This window comes from Gemmatimonadaceae bacterium (assembly GCA_020846935.1).
Classification (GTDB): domain Bacteria; phylum Gemmatimonadota; class Gemmatimonadetes; order Gemmatimonadales; family Gemmatimonadaceae; genus RBC101.
Genome location: JADLCY010000006.1, coordinates 202,830 through 220,352, shown reverse-complemented (window position 1 = coordinate 220,352; position 17,523 = coordinate 202,830). Strand labels below are relative to the sequence as shown.

At 66.4% G+C, this 17,523-nt stretch carries 17 protein-coding genes; 7 read left to right on the top strand and 10 right to left on the bottom strand.

Annotation, left to right across the window (positions count from 1 at the left end):
- Nucleotides 1-2: 2 nt before the first annotated feature.
- From IT361_08450 to IT361_08435, 4 genes are all read right to left on the bottom strand, one after another.
- Entirely contained in the window at nt 3-353 is a 351-nt protein-coding gene (locus IT361_08450; GenBank protein ID MCC6317706.1) for a hypothetical protein, read from the bottom strand.
- A gap of 116 nt (nt 354-469) precedes the next feature.
- Nucleotides 470-1,807, bottom strand: coding sequence for an inositol-3-phosphate synthase (locus IT361_08445; protein MCC6317705.1), 1,338 nt, complete (start codon nt 1,805-1,807; stop codon nt 470-472).
- A gap of 32 nt (nt 1,808-1,839) precedes the next feature.
- A complete protein-coding gene (locus IT361_08440; GenBank protein MCC6317704.1) occupies nt 1,840-2,556 on the bottom strand; it encodes a CDP-alcohol phosphatidyltransferase family protein in 717 nt (238 codons plus the stop codon).
- Nucleotides 2,557-2,651: 95 nt separating this feature from the next.
- On the bottom strand, nt 2,652-2,984 hold the full coding sequence (locus IT361_08435) for a hypothetical protein (protein MCC6317703.1): 333 nt from the start codon (nt 2,982-2,984) through the stop codon (nt 2,652-2,654).
- Nucleotides 2,985-3,214: 230 nt separating this feature from the next.
- Between IT361_08435 and IT361_08430 the strand changes: the two genes are divergently transcribed.
- The 6 genes from IT361_08430 to IT361_08405 all read left to right on the top strand — a co-directional run bounded on the left by IT361_08430 (nt 3,215) and on the right by IT361_08405 (nt 10,229).
- Nucleotides 3,215-4,387: a beta-lactamase family protein gene (locus IT361_08430; protein ID MCC6317702.1), complete on the top strand. Its 1,173-nt coding sequence runs from the start codon at nt 3,215-3,217 to the stop codon at nt 4,385-4,387.
- A 192-nt stretch (nt 4,388-4,579) separates the two neighbouring features.
- Complete coding sequence (locus IT361_08425; GenBank protein ID MCC6317701.1) at nt 4,580-4,936, top strand: iron-sulfur cluster assembly accessory protein; 357 nt, start codon at nt 4,580-4,582, stop codon at nt 4,934-4,936.
- Between the two features lie 12 nt (nt 4,937-4,948).
- Nucleotides 4,949-6,949, top strand: a complete 2,001-nt coding sequence (gene nagB / locus IT361_08420; protein MCC6317700.1) for a glucosamine-6-phosphate deaminase — start codon at nt 4,949-4,951, stop codon at nt 6,947-6,949.
- Entirely contained in the window at nt 6,949-8,496 is a 1,548-nt protein-coding gene (locus tag IT361_08415; protein MCC6317699.1) for a sodium:solute symporter, read from the top strand. Before nagB ends, IT361_08415 begins: the two co-directional genes overlap by 1 nt.
- Nucleotides 8,493-9,425, top strand: a complete 933-nt coding sequence (locus tag IT361_08410) for a hypothetical protein (protein ID MCC6317698.1) — start codon at nt 8,493-8,495, stop codon at nt 9,423-9,425. Before IT361_08415 ends, IT361_08410 begins: the two co-directional genes overlap by 4 nt.
- Nucleotides 9,426-9,575: 150 nt before the next feature.
- The gene (locus IT361_08405) at nt 9,576-10,229 is read left to right on the top strand and encodes a DedA family protein (GenBank protein ID MCC6317697.1); all 654 of its coding nucleotides are present in this window, start codon (nt 9,576-9,578) and stop codon (nt 10,227-10,229) included.
- Between the two features lie 22 nt (nt 10,230-10,251).
- Here IT361_08405 and IT361_08400 read toward each other — a convergent pair whose 3' ends face one another.
- From IT361_08400 to IT361_08390, 3 genes are all read right to left on the bottom strand, one after another.
- Nucleotides 10,252-10,659 carry a cupin domain-containing protein gene (locus IT361_08400; GenBank protein ID MCC6317696.1) on the bottom strand — a complete coding sequence of 136 codons (408 nt, stop codon included), beginning with the start codon at nt 10,657-10,659 and terminating at the stop codon, nt 10,252-10,254.
- 104 nt (nt 10,660-10,763) lie between these two features.
- On the bottom strand, nt 10,764-11,045 hold the full coding sequence (locus tag IT361_08395) for a hypothetical protein (GenBank protein MCC6317695.1): 282 nt from the start codon (nt 11,043-11,045) through the stop codon (nt 10,764-10,766).
- A 1,067-nt stretch (nt 11,046-12,112) separates the two neighbouring features.
- The gene (locus IT361_08390; GenBank protein ID MCC6317694.1) at nt 12,113-12,256 is read right to left on the bottom strand and encodes a hypothetical protein; all 144 of its coding nucleotides are present in this window, start codon (nt 12,254-12,256) and stop codon (nt 12,113-12,115) included.
- Between the two features lie 622 nt (nt 12,257-12,878).
- On the opposite strand from IT361_08390, the gene IT361_08385 reads away from it, so the two are divergent.
- The gene (locus tag IT361_08385) at nt 12,879-13,880 is read left to right on the top strand and encodes an AAA family ATPase (protein MCC6317693.1); all 1,002 of its coding nucleotides are present in this window, start codon (nt 12,879-12,881) and stop codon (nt 13,878-13,880) included.
- A gap of 117 nt (nt 13,881-13,997) precedes the next feature.
- On the opposite strand, the gene IT361_08380 is transcribed toward IT361_08385, so the two are convergent.
- From IT361_08380 to IT361_08370, 3 genes are all read right to left on the bottom strand, one after another.
- Nucleotides 13,998-15,137 carry a DUF480 domain-containing protein gene (locus tag IT361_08380; protein ID MCC6317692.1) on the bottom strand — a complete coding sequence of 380 codons (1,140 nt, stop codon included), beginning with the start codon at nt 15,135-15,137 and terminating at the stop codon, nt 13,998-14,000.
- On the bottom strand, nt 15,109-16,077 hold the full coding sequence (locus IT361_08375; GenBank protein MCC6317691.1) for a GNAT family N-acetyltransferase: 969 nt from the start codon (nt 16,075-16,077) through the stop codon (nt 15,109-15,111). The genes IT361_08380 and IT361_08375 overlap by 29 nt, the downstream gene beginning before the upstream one ends.
- Before the next feature lie 177 nt (nt 16,078-16,254).
- The gene (locus IT361_08370) at nt 16,255-17,514 is read right to left on the bottom strand and encodes a dicarboxylate/amino acid:cation symporter (protein MCC6317690.1); all 1,260 of its coding nucleotides are present in this window, start codon (nt 17,512-17,514) and stop codon (nt 16,255-16,257) included.
- Nucleotides 17,515-17,523: the final 9 nt, after the last annotated feature.

Below are 17,523 nucleotides of genomic sequence, written 5' to 3'. Positions count from 1 at the left end.
GACTATTTCCTGCCTTCCTCGCCCGGCGGGGTTTCGGGGTAGACTTGCTGCATCCAGTCGTTGGTGCGCTGCAGCGGCGCCGTGGAGTCGCGCCGGAAGCGCATCCCGATCGCCCACGGGCCGGCGTTCACGAAGATCAGCTTGCTGTAGTAGGTGCCCAGCTCCGGTCCCTTTTCGAACCCGTTGTCGACGTTCTTGCGATCCTCATTGGTCGCGAAGATCTGCCCTTGGCCACCTTCGACCGGTTCGCCGGTCTTCTTGTCGCGCACCACGATGCGGAACTGCACGTCCTCGAGCGCGCGCGGCGGCGCCGGATCCATCCAGATCTGAATCGCGAGGTCGTCCGTGAACATGCGCTGGTGCGGCTGGGGCCCTTTGGGACCACATGCCGAGGCGAGAGCCATCACCGCGATCGCCAGTGACACCTGAGGGAGTCGCCCAGCCGACGTCATGCGGGACCGGACCGCGCTCACGACGCGTAGTACTCCAACCCCAGGTGCGTGATCTGCTCTTCGCCCATGAGGTGGCGCAGCGTGTTCTTCAGCTTGGTCTGCTGGATGAACAGGTCGTGTTCCGGTTGCAGTCCGGCCGCCGCCATCGGGCTCTTGTAGTAGAAAGACAGCCATTCCTGGATCCCCTTCATGCCTGCCCGCATCGCGAAGTCCGACAGGAGCGCCAGGTCGAGGACGATCGGCGCGGCCAGGATCGAATCGCGGCAGAGGAAGTTCACCTTGATCTGCATGGGATAGCCCATCCAGCCGACGATATCGATGTTGTCCCAGCCTTCCTTGTTGTCTCCGCGCGGCGGGTAGTAGTTGATGCGCACGACGTGCGAGAAGTCCTTGTACAGGTCAGGATAGACTTCGGGCTGCAGGATCGTGTGCAGGACGGACAGCTTGGACTCTTCCTTGGTCTTGAATGACGCCGGATCGTCGAGCACCTCGCCGTCACGATTGCCGAGAATGTTGGTGGAATACCAGCCGGCGAGGCCCAGCATGCGCGCCTTGAGCCCCGGCGCGATCACGGTCTTCATCCACGTCTGGCCGGTCTTGAAGTCCTTGCCCGAGATCGGCACGCCCTTCTCGTTGGCCAGCTGAATCAGGGCCGGCGTGTCCACCGCGAGGTTCGGGGCGCCGTTGCAGTACGGCACGCCCTCCATGATGCAGGCCCACGCGTAGAGCATCGACGGCGCGATGGAATCGTCGTTCGCCTCCATCGCCGCCTCGAACGCCGCCACGGTCGCGTGCTGCGCTCCCGGCTTGATGAACGTCTCGGTCGAGGCACACCACACCGCAACGACACGCTCGCACCCGGTACGCGCCTTGAAGTCGCGGATGTCCTGGCGCAACTGCTCGGCGAGGTCGCGCTTGTTCTTTCCCTGCTTGACGTTGGTCGTGTTTGTCAGGCGAGTGACGTATCGCGAGTCGAAGACGGCCTTCATCGGCACGATGGTCTTCAGAAAGTCGGCCACCGGAGCGAGATCACGTTCCTCGAGCACGCCGGCTTTGCGCGCGGCAGTGTAGGCATCGTCGGCGATCGGATCCCACGCGCCGAAGACGATGTCGTCCAGACCCGTCAGCGGTACGAAATCCTTGATCAGCGGCGACCGGCCTTCGGTGCGCTTCCCGAGCCGCACGGTGGCCATCTGCGTCAGCGAACCGATGGGCTTTGTGTGCCCTCGGCGCACACTCTCGACGCCCGCAATAAAGGTGGTCGCAACGGCGCCGAGGCCCGGTGTGAGGATGCCGAGCTTGCCCGTCGCCGGGAGGATATTGACACGCGGTGTCGAGGGAGACGAACCCTGCACGTTGGTATGGCCGGAGGAAGGGAGAAGAACGACTAGCGAGACAAAGACGATGCGGCCGCGGTGTGCACCGGGGTGTCGAGCGGCGCGACCTCGGGTTCCGTGGCCTCGCCATTGGGCACCGCGAGCGTCACCCGGTACACGTAGATGATGCGCTGCACGGCGGTGATCCAGGCGGTGACGGACAGCAGGATGCAGATGGCGATGAGGACCCACCCGTCGAGGGCAAGGCCGAAGAACGCCTGCGGTGCGGAGAGCAGCGTCACACGCTCGGGGCGCTGCAGGATGCCGACTTTGGCGTCGATGCCCAGACTCTCGGCGCGAGCACGCGTGTACGACGTCAGGAAGGTGCCGATAATGCCGAGGAGCACGACGCCAACCATGGGCGTGGCGATCCAGTCCGGAACGCCGTGGTGCATCTCGTTGCGCGCGAAGAAAACGATCAGGCCGCCGAGCACGGCGCCGTCTGCGACGCGATCCAGGGTGGAGTCGTAGAACGCGCCAAAGACGGTCGCCCGACCCGTCCGCCGAGCGACGGTCCCATCGAGCACATCGAACAGCGCCGTGAGGCCAAGCACCCAGCCCGCGATCGAGATGTGTCCCGTGGCATAGATGACGCCGGCAGCCATCGAACACAGCGTCCCCACCGTCGTGATCGCATTGGGGCTGATGCGACGCGCGACCATCCAGTCAGCCACCGGGGCAATGACACGGAGATAGCCGCGTTTGATCGCTTCCCAGATAGTGACCATCGGAGGGTTCGGGGGGTGGCGCCGACGCGTCGGGCCGAACGAAGGAAGTCCGTGAAATTACGCCGCTTACCGGCCTCGAACAACCCTGCAACCCGTTACGGGACGCGCCATTCGAAGGTGCCGGCAATGGTCACGTTATCGCGCGAATACGTGCGCGAACCGTCGGCCAATGTGGCGCGCAAGCGTACCGTCGAGCCCGAGGCCACTTGCGGGACGCTGAGGATCTCGGTGGAGTTGGCCGCCACGCGTCCGACCGTGTAGTCCGTGCCGTTTGCCTGCACGACGACGGTGATCGCCTGCGCCGCCGAGTTCGTGACACGCAGGGTCACGGCATCGCGGGTTGACGGCGTGGTGACGACGACCTTTCGGGAGCAGCCTGCGGCCGCACCGGCGAGTACGAGGCTGAGAGCGAGGGAGCGGAGGCGCATGGGCTGGGGTCGAAGGAGTGGGGGATTCTACACTCGGTCGGGCGGCGGGGTCACAAGGTGGGCTCGGCGGCGGCCGGGGAGGCCCAGCAACGCGGTGGCGCCCCATGCCCGAGCGCCTTCCGGTGGCAACTGCGTGATCCGCGCGTCTTCTCGTCCGGGGGGGGGCGATGCGGGGGGTATGGATTCCGTCGCCTTTGCTCCGTCCCAGTCTCTCCCCTATTGTGTGCGGCATGCGCCTCCTCGTTGCGTCCCTCTCGCTGCTCGCGGCGTGTGCCGCCGGCAGCCAATCGCCACTCGTTTCCGCGCCCACCACCGAGCTCGCTGCGCGCGGCATCGATTCGCGCGCGGTACACGACTCCATGGTGGCCGTACTGACCCGTGCCATGCGCGACAGCGCCTTCCCGGGCGCCGTGGCGATCGCCGGCACGCGCAGCGGGGTCATTGCGAAGGCTGTCGCCGGCCACCTCGATCGCGCGGCCGGTTCACCGGTGCCTGACGAGAACACCGTCTGGGACATGGCGTCCCTCACCAAGGTCCTCGCGCTCACGAGCGCCGTCATGCAGCTGACCGCTCAGGGGAAGATCGACCTCACCGCCTCGGTGCAGCGTTACCTGCCGGAGTGGACGGGCCCGTGGAAAGACCAGGTGAAGGTGCGCGATCTCCTCACGCACACCGCGGGGCTGCCAGCGTGGCGCCCGCTGTACAAGGAGACGGAGACGAAAGACGCGGCGATTCGGCTCGTGCTGTCCACGCCGCTCGAGGCGGCCCCCAACACCCGTATGGTTTACAGCGACCTGGGCGCGATCCTCATGGGTGAGATCGTGAAGCGCGTGTCCGGGGAGTCCTTCGACGGTTATGTGCGGAAGCACGTCTTCGGCCCGTTAGGCATGACGCACACGCGATTCCTCCCGCCGTCGTCGTGGTCGTCGCAGATCGCCCCCACCGAGGTCGATCCCTGGCGACAGCGGCACCTGCGCGGCGAAGTGCACGACGAGAACGCCTATCGGCTGGGCGGCGTGTCGTCCCACGCCGGGCTGTTCTCCACGGCCGGCGATCTCGCGCGCTTCGGCCGAATGATGCTCAACCACGGCCGCCTCGATGGCGTGCAGGTGCTCGACTCGGCGACCATCGACCGATTTACCACGCCACAGGTCCCGCAGCTCTCGGCGCGCGGCATCGGGTGGGAGACGGCCAATGGCAGCAATTCGGGCGGGCACCGGATGTCGAAACGCGCCTTCGGCCATACCGGCTTCACGGGAACCTCAATCTGGATCGACCCCGAACGCGACGTGTTCGTCGTCCTGCTCAGCAACCGCGTGAATCCCACTCGGGAGAACCGACGCATCGGCGAGGTCAGGATCTCGCTCGCCGACGCCGTCATGGCGGCGATCGGGGCACGGTGACCGCACGCGGCGGACACGGGAACCTGCGCGGTGCGGGATCGCCGATCACGCCAACCGACCGTCCCGCCGGCCCGGGAACCGCCCTCCACGTCCCCGGATAACCTCAAGCAGCACACGTGACTACGTCTCCTTGTCCACCCCCTGAGCCGCAGCTACGTTTCACGCACGCCGCAACCCGAAGGAGCTTGCCCAATGTCCGCCCACGTCCAGCCGGAAGTCTCCGTGACCGTCACCCCGGTCGCGGCCGTTGAAGTCAAGCGATTCATGGAGGCCGAACAGGTGTCGCCAGACGTGGGTGGCCTGCGCGTGAGCGTCCAGCCGGGCGGCTGCAGCGGCTTCAAGTACGGCCTGCTGATCGAAGATGCCCCGGCTGACGACGACTATGTGCTCACGCAGGACGGCTTCAAGATGTTCGTGGACCCGTTCTCGGCGCAGTACATGAATCAGGTGATCATCGACTACGTCTCGTCGATGCAGGGCTCCGGTTTCACCTTCAAGAACCCGAACGCCACAGGTGGCTGCGGGTGCGGCTCCTCGTTCAACGCCTGATTTCTTCCCACAATGACTCCGTCGGTGACTGGCCAATCGGCCGGTGCCGGCGCTGGTGAGGAAGCGGCCCGCGATGTGACCACGCATCGCGGGCCGTCGCCTTTCGGCCCCTCCCACTCGGGCCCCAGCGGCGCCATCGGCACCCCCACACCTCGCACCTGGCCACACGAGCGCATCCCTTCCCTCGTCCTGGCCGACCACGACACGGTCGCACGCGAGGTCGCGCACCGCATTGCCGCGCTGGTTCGCGCGCGCGCAGCCGAGGGGAAAACGTGCGTCCTTGGGCTTGCGACAGGCTCGACCCCGATCGGCGTCTATCGCGAACTGATCCGCATGCATCGCGACGAGGGGCTCTCATTCGCGCATGTCGTGACGTTCAACCTGGACGAGTACTACCCGATGGCGCCGGACAGCATGCACTCGTACCACCGGTTCATGCATGAGAATCTGTTTGCGCACATCGACATCCCGGCTTCGCACATACATATCCCGCGTGGCGACGTAGCCGCCCAGGATCTCGCGTCCCATTGCGCGGCGTACGAAGCGGCGATCGCGGCGGCGGGCGGCATCGACTTCCAGATCCTCGGGATCGGAAAGACGGGGCATATCGGCTTCAACGAGCCCGGGTCGAGTTTCGAGTCGCGGACACGGCGTGTGACGCTCGACCTGGTGACGCGCCGCGACGCGGCGGCCGACTTCTTTGGCGAAGAACATGTGCCGCGCGAGGCCGTGACCATGGGCATCGCCACGATCATGAGCGCGCGCGAGGTGGCCATCCTCGCCACCGGAGAACACAAGGCGGCGATCGTTCGACGCGCGATCGAAGGCGATGTGGACCTCGAGGTGGCGGCGACGTTCCTGCAGAGGCACTCCAACTGCACGTTCTACATCGACCAGGCCGCGGCCGCCGACCTCACGAAGGTGGCAACGCCCTGGTTGCTCGACGCCGTGGCGTGGGACGACACCGCCGCGGAGCGAGCCGTCGTGTGGCTCTCGCTGACGACGAAGCGCGCCATCCTCAAGCTCACGCACGGTGACTACGCGGAGCACGCGCTCTCATCGCTCGTGGCGCACTACGGATCGCCTGGTGCGGTGAACGGGCTCGTCTTCAACCGACTGGGCGCCAAGATTCGCGGCAAGTCCAAGCTGCCTCGTGGCCTTCGGGTGATCTGTTTCTCCCCGCACCCCGATGACGACGTCATCTCCATGGGCGGGATCCTGCTCAAGCTGGCGCAGAACGAAAACGCGATCACCGTGGCGTACATGACGAGCGGCAATATTGCCGTGTTCGATCATGACGTGCGACGCTACGTGGACTTCCTCGCGCGGCTCGCCGCAGCGCGCGGGCTCGACGTCGGCGGTGTCAACGCCATGCGAGACCGCGTGATTGCCTTTCTCGAATCCAAACGGTCCGGGGACGTCGACGTGGACGAAGTGCAGGACATCAAGCGCATCATCCGCGAGTCGGAGGCCGTGAGCGGCATCGAGACGCTGGGACTCCCCGCGAGTTCGGCGCGTTTTCTCGATTTGCCGTTCTATCAGACGGGGAAGGTTCGCAAGGATCCCGTTGGCCCGGGCGACGTCGCCATCGTGCGCGCCCTGCTCGAAGAGGTGCAGCCGCATTTCGTCTTCATCGCCGGCGATCTCTCCGACCCGCACGGCACGCATCGCATGTGCAAGGAAGCGATCGAGGCCGCGCTCGCCGAGACGCGCACGGCAGGCACGTTGCGCGAACGGCCGGAGGTGTGGCTCTATCGCGGCGCATGGCAGGAGTGGCCGGTGACCGAGGCAACGTACCTGGTGCCGTTGTCACAGGAAGAGCTGCAGCTCAAGATCCAGGCGATCTTCAAGCACCAGTCGCAGAAGGACTCGGCGCCCTTCCCCGGCCAGGACGACCGGGAGTTCTGGCAGCGGGTCGATGCGCGCAATCGCGACACGGCGCACATCCTCAATCAGCTTGGCCTCGCGGAGTATTTCGCGATGGAGGCGTACGTCACCCTGCCGGACTCCTGATGCAACTGCGATTCACGCTTCTCGACGGCCTGGTCCTGCTCGCCTACCTCGCCGGGACGACCGCGCTCGGCATGTGGGTCGGTCGACGACAGGCCGATGCGAAGGACTACTTCGTCGCCGATCGCGCCATCCCATGGTGGGCGGTGATGTTCTCGATCGTGGCCACGGAGACGAGTGCGCTCACGTTCATCTCGATCCCGGGGCTCGCCTATACGGGGAACCTCGGCTTTCTGCAGGTAGCCGCCGGGTACATCATCGGGCGCATCGTGGTCGCGTACGCCCTGCTGCCGCGGTACTACCAGGGCGAGATCGTCACGGCATACGCGCTCCTCGAGAAGCGCTTTGGCCTGGCAACGCGCCGACTCACATCGATCGTCTTCATGTTCACGCGCGCGCTGGCCGATGCCGTGCGCGTGTTCGCCACGGCGATTCCGGTGGCGCTGATTCTCGGCGACGAGGCATCGCGCGCCACGGTGATGCCCGCCGCCATCGTCATCCTCGGTGTGCTGACCGTGATCTACACCTACCGCGGCGGCATGAAGGCCGTCGTGTGGACCGAGATCGTGCAGGCCACGGTGTACATCCTGGGTGGGCTTTCGGCGATCGTCCTGATCGGCGGCGCGGTGGATGGCGGCTGGGGCGCCATCATGGAACGGGCGGGTGCGCAGGGCAAGCTGCAACTGCTCGACTTCTCCACCGGAATGGATCGGCCGCACACGGTCTTTGCCGGCTTGATCGGTGGCGCATTCCTGGCGATGGCTTCGCACGGGGCCGACCAGCTCATCGTGCAGCGCCTGCTGTCGTCGAAGAGCCTGAAGGACGCGCAGCGTGCGATCATCGGCAGCGGCATCACCGTGTTCCTGCAGTTCACCTTGTTCCTCTTCATCGGGATCGGGCTCTTCGTGTTGTACGGTGGCCGGGAGTTCTCGGCTCCCGACGCGATCTTCCCGACGTTCATCATCGAACGGATGCCGCCGGGGCTCGTTGGGCTCCTCATTGCAGCCATCGTCGCGGCGACGATGAGCACCCATTCGGGGGCGATCAACTCACTCGCCGCCGCCACGACGCACGACATCTACCTCCCGCTCTCGCGCCGCAAGGCCAGCGATCCGGAGACGCTCAAGGCCGGCAAGCTCTTCGCGCTGTTCTGGGGCGTCGTGCTCACCGGCGGCGCGCTGCTGTTCAAGGAGCAGGGCACGCCGGTGGTCGTGGTGGCGCTCGGCATTGCGTCGTTCACCTACGGCGGCCTGCTCGGCACGTTCTTTCTCGGCAACTTCTGGCGCCGAGCCACGCAGCGCGACGCCATCACGGGCCTCGTGGTGGGGATCGCGGCCATGTCCTTCGTGGTGTTTGCACGGCAGATCTCGACCGCTTACCCTTCGCTCGCTCAAACCCTGGGCCCGTTCGCGCGCATCGCGTGGCCCTGGTACGTGCTCATCGGAACGTCCATCACCGTCATCGTCGGCATGCTTTCGTCGTTTACTCATCCCGCGCCCGTATCGCCGGATCGAAGCGAGTCCTCGGCCCCGGTCCGGAAGGTGGCGTGAGCGACATCGTCATTGGCGTGGACGGCGGCGGCTCTCGGACCCGGGTGCAAGTCGCGGATGAGACCGGAAAGGAGATCGTCACGATCGAGACCGCGAAAGGCTCGGCGGCGCGACCAGGCGAGACCGACAGCGCTGCCGACGTGATTGCCGCCGCGGTGAAGGAGGCGCTGGTCGCGTGCGAAATGGGGCATGCGACCCCAAAGGCGCTCTGCGCCGGCCTGGCGGGAGCTGGTCGGGAGAGCGAGCGCGAGGCCATGTGGCAGGCGCTGGTCGCGCGCCAGGTGGCGGTCGACGTCCTCGTGTGTGCCGACGCGATGATCGGCCTCGACGACGCCTTTGGCGACGGCCCGGGCCTGCTGGTAATCTCGGGGACGGGTTCGGTGGCCTACGGCCGCGGCCCGACTGGCGCCTTTGCGAGGTGTGGCGGCTGGGGGCCGAACTGTGGCGACGAAGGCAGCGGCCAGTGGATCGGTCGTCGTGCCCTCTCCATCGTGACCGCAGCGCACGACGGCCGTGAGCCCGAGACCGCGCTGACGGGCGCCGTCCTCACCGCCCTCGAGGTCAACGAGGTGGCCGACCTCATCCCATGGGCTGCCGGGGCGACCCCAGCGGACCTCGCGACCCTCGCGCCCGTGGTGATGTCGGTGGCGCAACAGGGCGACCTGCGGGCGAACTCTCTCATGACGCTCGCCGTCGAGGAACTCGCTCTGCACGCCCGTACACTCGCGCGCCAGCTGTTCGTGGACGAACGGGCCGCCATGTCGCTGGCGCTCAGTGGAGGCCTCCTGGCCAAAGGGACTCTGCTCCGCAAGCGATTGGTCTCGCGCCTCAAGGTCGCGACACCGGGAGCCACGGTCCGTGACGACCATGTGGTTCCGGTTCGTGGCGCGGTGCGAGCGGCACTGCGCTTGCTTGGTACGCCGGCGTAGGGCCAGGCAATCGTCGGTCGACGTGACCGGCCGAGCGCCCGGCTGCGTCCACGGCGCGTCCCGGGATCGTTTGCGGTCGTGTCCACGTGAAGCTCGTCGCCCAGACCGAGTCCTGGCCTGGGAGCAACTCAACACCAGTCCAGCGACCCCATGGAGCTGATCCGCACCGCGCTCGAGTACGTCCTGCACCTCGACGCCCACCTCGTCACCCTGGTGGAGTGGGCGGGTCCGTGGACCTACGTGCTCCTCGCCCTGATCATCTTCGCGGAGACCGGTCTGGTAGTGACGCCGATCCTTCCGGGTGATTCCCTGCTTTTTGCCGTGGGCGCGCTCGCGGCAGCGACCGGGTCGCTCAAGATCGTGATCCTGCTGCCGCTGCTGATCGTGTGTGCGATCCTCGGGGATGCGTGCAACTACTGGTTCGGGACGATCTTTGGCGAGCGGGCGGCGGCGGGCAGGCTACCGCTGGTGAAGAAGGCGCACATCGATCTGACGCACGGGTTCTTCGAGCGCCATGGCGGCAAGACGATCTTCCTCGCGCGGTTCGTGCCCATCGTGCGCACGTTTGCCCCGTTCGTCGCCGGCGCGGGGTCGATGGCCTACGGCCGCTTTGCCTCGTACAACGTGATCGGGGGCATCGTGTGGGTAGGATCGATGCTGATGGCCGGGTACTTCTTCGGCAACTTGCCGTTCGTGAAGGAGAACTTCTCGGTGGTGATCCTTGCCATCATCGTGCTGTCGGTGATCCCGGGCGTCGTCGCGGTGTGGCAGGAGCGGGCGAGGATCAAGGCTTCGAGCCGGTGAGCGTACGCAGCCGCGAGGAACGCTAGGCGCCCCGCTTGGGCAGGCTGCCGCATGCGCGCTCCTCGAACGCCCGGACCTTGACAACAAGGTATACCAGCGGAGCCGCACCGAGTGGCGAAATGGAGTGGGCTTCCCCGGCCGGAACACGCAGCACGTCGTGTGACGCCAGCGTGATTTCGCTTGCGCCCACGAGAGACGAGGCGCGCCATTCACCCGCACCGTATCGGACGAGACCCTTGACCTTTCGACCGTGCCGCAGCACGCCAAGGCCGCTGCGTATCACGAGGATGTCATCCCAGAAGCAATGGAGCTCGAGCGCGCTCGCGGTGGTCCGACGATTGAGAACGAACTGCGCATTGTTGTCGCGTGCGGCCCGGAACAGCCCGCCTCGAGAGTCGGACTCGTCGCTCGCCATGAGGGCTGCGCGCATGTCTGAATCGGCGATCCTCGTGACAACCTGCGATCCGAGGCTGTCCGTCACCAGCACCAATGACGCGACAACAAGCGTGGCACTCGCTGATCGCATGGCCAACGTTACCTCCTGCGAATGGCGTTCAGACTCAGCCGCATCACCCCGTCGACATCCGTGCGCGCAACGATCGCGTGTCCGTCGTCGACCGCAAGGAGACTCCGGCCACCGTCGAGGGTCAGTTGGGCGATCCACTGCCCCGTTTCCGTCAACACCATGTAGGTCTTGTCGTCCTGAGGGTCTTCAGCGAATGCCTCAACCCACAGCGAGCTGCCGGTAGTTGGTACAAAGCGCACGAAGTGGGGCGCATAGGAGAGGGGGAGCGCCTCTCCGAAGCGCGCTCGCACCCGAGCCGAATCATCTGACGTGCGAACGTCGTGGAGCGCTCGTGCCGCGGCCTGACGGAGACGTTCCCTGGAGAGGCGATGACGTGCGAGCGGCCACACGGCTCGTGCCACGATTCTTCCTGACCGATCCACGCCCCTGATCCAGCCAGGCTCTGTGTCGCCATACCACAGCCGGGTGCCAGTCCCGCCAGCGACGAACGCCGGGCCGGGGTGAACGAGCGTGAACGCAAAGCCCGCAGGCCCCGCCCTGAGCGGATACCGGGCAAAGGTGCCTTGCGGGAACCTGCCAATCCATGAAAGAGAGACAAGGTCAGGCGAGGCCACCCCGATCTCTACACTGTCGCGCCATACCGCCTGGGAGTGAGGAGCCATCGCGCGCATCCCCCCGCCCCTTGTCACGAGAAATCCAGCACGTGGCGAGTACGCAAGCGGGAGCAGCAGCGCACGCGAGGAGTCAAGCGAACGCAGCAGCGAGCGTTCAAGGAATGTGTCCGCTCGAAACTTGCTTACCTGATTCGGTCCAGGTGATCGCTCGAGCGCAACGATGGTATCTGCCGAGGCGCTCAGCAACCAGAGCGCGGAGAGTTCGCCCGGGCCCATTCCTTTCCGCCCAATGATACCGCGCAGTGCTCCACCAGGGTGAAAGACGAACAGCGACTGCACTGCGGCATCAGCGACTACCACCTCACCTGACGGAAGGCGGCAAGCGCCGACCACTCTCCCGAAGCCGCCGTCCGGGAGATCCCCATCCCGGAGGGGAGTGGCTTCGGTCAAGTGCCACCGCTGTACCGAGGGCGGGGGGCGCTGTCCATGAACTGCGCCAGGATATGCGCCGAACAGCGCCAGAAAGAAGGCTGCACGAGTGCTGTATCTCACCGTTCCGTTCCCGCAAGTCGACGCAGCTGTTCGTATGTCGCGACGCCCCGATGGACCCCAGTGCGGCTTACGATGGTCGGGGTTCCGTTTACGCCAATAGTGTCACCCCAAGCCAGCTCGCGCACCAGCATCTCCGCTGCATTGACGGAGTGCATGCACGTGACGAGGTTGGACGGATCGCGGATCCCGGCTCAGCACGCATGCTTCTCCCAGGCAGATCCCGCCTGCCACGTCGAATCGCGCATCAGGTAGTTGTGCAGTGGAAGGAACTCGCCCGCCTGCCTGGCACACGTGGCGGCCAAGGCACCGAGCTTGGCCTGCGGATGGGCAGGCACGGGATAGTGAAGGTTGGGAACCCGGAAGTCCCGAAGTCACGGCGGAATCGACGACGGCCTTCACCCGTCGACAGAACGGGCATTCGTGGTCCGACACCTCGACAAGCTGAGCCGTGCCGACGCCCGACCACAGCGGGATGGCGGCCATGCTGAGAGGGTTCGTGCAGACCTGCTTGGTGTGGGGAGCCCTGACCACCTCACTGCGGCTCCAGGGAGCGCCCGGATACCCGGAAGTGCGCGGAGACAGCCGCAACAGGCGACACGCATAGAACCGATTTGCGCATCAGCCATGAGGTGGCCGCTGTACCGAGCGACTCCGGGGGGCGGCGACGGCGACAGAGTCTCAGGAACGCCCAGGGCCGCAAGGCGAGCAGCTCGCGGGATAGTCTCGGATGCCCTGGATTGTCGCGAACGCCTGGACCACCAGCCGGACCACCGCCAGGCAACGGATCCTGCGAGCACTGCGACTGGCTGAACGAGGAGATTGCGCAGGGGAGGCGCTCGGAATGTTGGCGCGAAATCACACCAACGCGGCGCGCTTCAAGCGCGATCACACGCCTTCCCGGCGCGCAGCGACGAGTCGATCTTTCGCGCGGCTCTTTCCCGCGCGACTCCATATTCGATGCTCATCATTGGACTGACCGGCCGAAATGCCGCTGGCAAGACCACCGCCGGGGAAATGCTCGGCGCCAGGGGATTCACCTATCTCTCGCTGTCCGATGCGATTCGCGAGGAGGCGAAGCGGCGCGGACTCTCGGCGGAGCGCGAGAACCTGATCGCGCTCGGCAACGAGTTGCGCGAGCGCCACGGCCCCGGCGCGCTCGGTGATCTGACGGTGGCGCGCATGCAGCCGGATCGGAACTATGTCGTCGACAGCATCCGCCACCCGGCTGAAGTCGCCGCCCTTCGGAAGGCGGGCTCGTTTACGCTCTTCCACGTCTTTGCGGCCCTCGAATCACGATTCGCCCGGGCGCAGGCGCGAAATCGCGAAGGCGACGGCCGAACGCTGCAGGAGTTCATCCGCCAGGAGGAGCGCGAGTTCGCGAGCAGCAACGTGGCCGCACAGCAGTTGCTCGAGACGGAGCGGCTGGCCAATCGGGTCATCGAGAATCACGGGACGCTGGACGAGTTCGCCGAGCGCGTCGCGAGCGCGCTGCGCGACGTGGAGGTGTCGTCCGCCCGCCCGACGTGGGACCGCTACTTCATGGACATCGCCCGTCAGGTCGCCGCGCGCAGCAACTGCATGAAGCGCCAGGTCGCGGCCGTGATCGTGGCCGACCGGCGGATCATCAGCACGGGCTACAACGGCACGCCCCGCGGGGTGAAGAACTGCAACGAAGGCGGCTGCCCACGGTGCAACGGCTTCAGCGAGAGCGGCAAGAACCTGGAGGAGTGCCTCTGCTCGCACGGGGAGGAGAACGCGATCGTCCAGGCGTCGTACCACGGCATCGCCATCCGCGATGCCACGCTCTACACGACGTACTCCCCGTGCCTGCTCTGCAGCAAGATGATCATCAACGCCGGCATCAGGAAGGTTGTCTACAATGAGTCGTATCCACTCAACGAGACGGCCACGCGGATGCTCAGGGAGGCGGGCGTCGACCTCGTCAGACTGAGCGTCTGAGCGGGATCGCTGGTCGACGGAACCGCCACGACGTGCCACGGGTCCGTCGGGTCGTCCTCGGGCCTGCGCCGCAATACCGCGACGTGGGTATCCACCGTGCGGCTCGCGCCGGAGGCGCTATAGCCCCACCCAGGTCGTGAACTCGCTCGCTGCCGGACGCGTTCTTGGCCCCGGTGTTTCGGCCGGGACTCCCACGCTGAGTATCGCGACGATGCGCTCTCCGTCCCGGACGCCGACGGCCGCACGCGCGGCGGGGTCTTCCATCACCGCTCCCGAGCGCACGTGCGTGCCCAGTCCGCGTTCGACCGCCACGAGCATCATGAGGGCGACCGCCTGCATCACGGCGGCGTAGTCCTCCTCCCGCTGCTCCGGACTGTCGCTCTGCACCATCGCGACGGCGATGAGCGCGGGAAACGCTTCGTACTCCGCCGCGGTCTTTTCCCTTACGGCCGCGGCAGCGTCCGCGTCCGGCAGCTTGCGGGCCTTGCGGTCGCCGAGCGCGAGACCATAGCGCCGACGGGCCACCGGCCCGAGGACGTAGTAGCGCCACGGCTGCGTCAGCTTGTGGTTGGGCGCGAGGACAGCCGCCTCGAGGAGCGGCTCGAGTTCCGATCGCGTGAGGGGCCGCTCGGCAAACTTTCGGATCGAACGGCGCTGCGAGATGGCATCGGTGACGTGCATTGCGGGAATGGCCACGGCTGGCGGTTGCACCGCGTGCGGGAGCAGCGGCTCTCCGGCGAGGAGGTGTGTGTAGCGCGCCTCCTTCTGCCCTGCACGACGATCGAGGCGCCTGACGAGCGGCGAACCTTCACGTTCCGCGAGGTTGTGCAGGGCCTGATCGACGGCCTCCCCGTCGGCAAACGCGTGGAGACGCGCCGTGCGCGTGCGCAGCTCGGCTCCTGTCTGCGCACCACGCAGCGCGAGCACGCCCAGCAGCGCCAGCTCGCCCGCCTCGAGGTTCCACGCCTCGGCGAGCAGGTGCTGGTACTTCATCACGCGCGAGTCGACCCTCTGGATCGCGCGGACGAGTGAGCGCCGCCGCAGTCCGTCGATCGCGGCCAGCACCTCGCTTTCCTCGTAGTGCACGACGGGATCACGGTTGGATGACTGGTTGCACGCAACGGTGAGTGCGTTGAGGGAGAGCGGGTAGTAGTCGGGCGTGGCGAGCGCTTTTTCGATTAGCGCACCGAGCACGCGTACCTGCACGTCGGTGAGTGGGTCCATCAGGTCACCACGCTGCATAGTCCATGTAGACATCGCCCCTGGCGTACCCCGTGGCGCCGGGGATCGGTTTGCGAACGAACCCCATCCGTTCGTAGAGCCGCAGCGCGTCAGCCAGCTTTTCGTCGGAGAGGAGGTAGACCTGCGTGGCACCCTGTTCCCGCGCATACGCCAGCGCAGCGGTCACGAGCCACTGTCCGTAGCCCTTGCCGCGGCAATCGTATTGTACGGCCATCTTGGCGAGTTCGAATCGACCATCCGGATCGCGGATCAATGCGCACGTGCCCACGGTACGTGCCCCCTCGCGCACGAAGAAGATCGCTCCCCCGGTCTTCAGGATCGTGCCCTCCGGATCGGCAAAGTAGCGACGATCCTTGTCCTCGACCCGGAAGTACTCCTCCAGCCACTCCCGATTCAATCGCTCGAAATGCGCGGCGTCGCCTGGCGCGTAGCGCTCGAGCGTAGCTTGCGGTTGCTCTGGCTCGAGCGTCAACTCGAAGAAGCGCGCACCCGGGGTCGGGTTGGGCTCGTACGCCGGAATCTCCTCGAAGCCGAGCGAGCGATAGAGCCGCACCGCACTCCGCATGAAGGGCAGCGTGTCGAGCCGCAGGCGACGCGCCCCGAGCCGCGACGCGGCCTCGATGGCCTCGATGACCAGTCGCCGGCCCAGCGACTGCCCGCGAAACGCCGGTCGCACGAACAGTCGCTTGAGTTCCACGGCACCTTCGCCCGACGGCCGGATCGCCACGCAGCCGGCGGCGTCGCCATTCACCAGTGCGAGAAGCAGCACCCCTCGCGGCGACGCATATGCCCCCGGCAGGGCTGCGACCTCCTCGGCAAAGCCCTGCGCCCGGAGTACCTCATCACTCCCTGCATGCGCCACAAGCGCCGCCCCGTATTCCAGGCATAGCGCGCGCACGACCTCGACCTGGTCGGGCGTCGTCACCTTGATGACTTCGGTCGAGTCGGACTCCATGGGCGAATGCGCGAAACGTCAGGTTGAGCTCGTAACGGAGTCGTGCGCGGTGGCGACGATCACCCAGGCGGCGCGGTGGCGCGATCCAACGCGGCCCTCAGATTGGCCACACGGGGCGACGGGTGCAACTCGACTTGCGGGCGCTACCGCGCCATGGCTTCGCACGAACGAGATCGCTCAGTGTGCCGACAACGGCGCCGTCGTCGCTCCTTCGCTCGGCGCTTCGGTGCGGAACGACCCTTCCCAGCGTGCCATGACGGCCGACGCGAGGCAGTTCCCGAGCAGGTTCACCGAGGTGCGTGCCATGTCCATGAGCGCGTCCACGCCCAGGATCACGGCCACGCCCTGCAACGGGAGCCCAAACGTCGCCAGCGTGCCGGACAGGATCACGAGCGAGGCCCGCGGCACCGCCGCCACCCCCTTCGACGTCAGCATGAGCGTCAGCATCATCAGGAGCTGCTGCGAGATGGGCATGTCCACGCCCGCCGCCTGCGCGACGAACACCGATGCCAGCGCGAGGTACAGCGTGGACCCATCGAGGTTGAACGAATAGCCGGTGGGCATCACGAAGGCCACGATGCGCTTGGGAACGCCAAACGTCTCCATGACCTGCATCGCGCGCGGAAGCGCGGCCTCGGAGGACGCGGTGGTAAACGCCACCAGCCACGGCTCCTTCACCGCTCGCACAAACTCCAGGATGGGAATGCGGGCAACCATCGCCACCGGCACCAATACGAAGAGCACGAACACGACCAGCGCTCCGTAGAGTGACAGGACGAGCAGGCTCAGGCTCTTGAGCACGCCGATGCCGCTCTGGCCGACGGTCACCGCAATGGCGCCGAGGATGCCGAACGGCGCCAGCGCCATCACCAGGCTCGTGTACTTGAACATCACCTCGGCCAGCGCGTCGAGCACGCCGAGCATGGTGCTGCGCGGCTTGGCCGGCGTGCGCGCCAGGGCAATGGCAAAGATGATCGCGAACACCACGATCTGCAGCACTTCGTTGGCGGCCGCGGCCTCGAAGAAGCTCTGCGGGAACGTGTGTTCGATCACGCCGGAGAATGTCTGCTGGCGGCCCGCGAACTGCTCGCCGGCTTCCGCGGTCACCGACTCGAGCCCCACGCCCTCCCCCGGCTTGATCAGGTTCACCGCGAGCAACCCGACGGCCAGCGCCAGCGTGGTCACGATCTCGAAGTACACGATCGAGCGGAACGCGAGCCGACCGACCGCCTTGAGGTCGTCACCATGCCCGGCGATCCCGACCACGAGCGTGCTGAACAGCAGCGGCACGATGAGCGACTTGATCAGCCGAAGGAAGATGGTCGACAGCGGCTTGAGCGAAACCGCGAACTCGGGCCAGAAGATGCCGATGACGATGCCGAGCACCATCGAGATGACAATCCATTGCGTGAACGAAATCCGTCGCAGGAACGACATGTGGCCGCG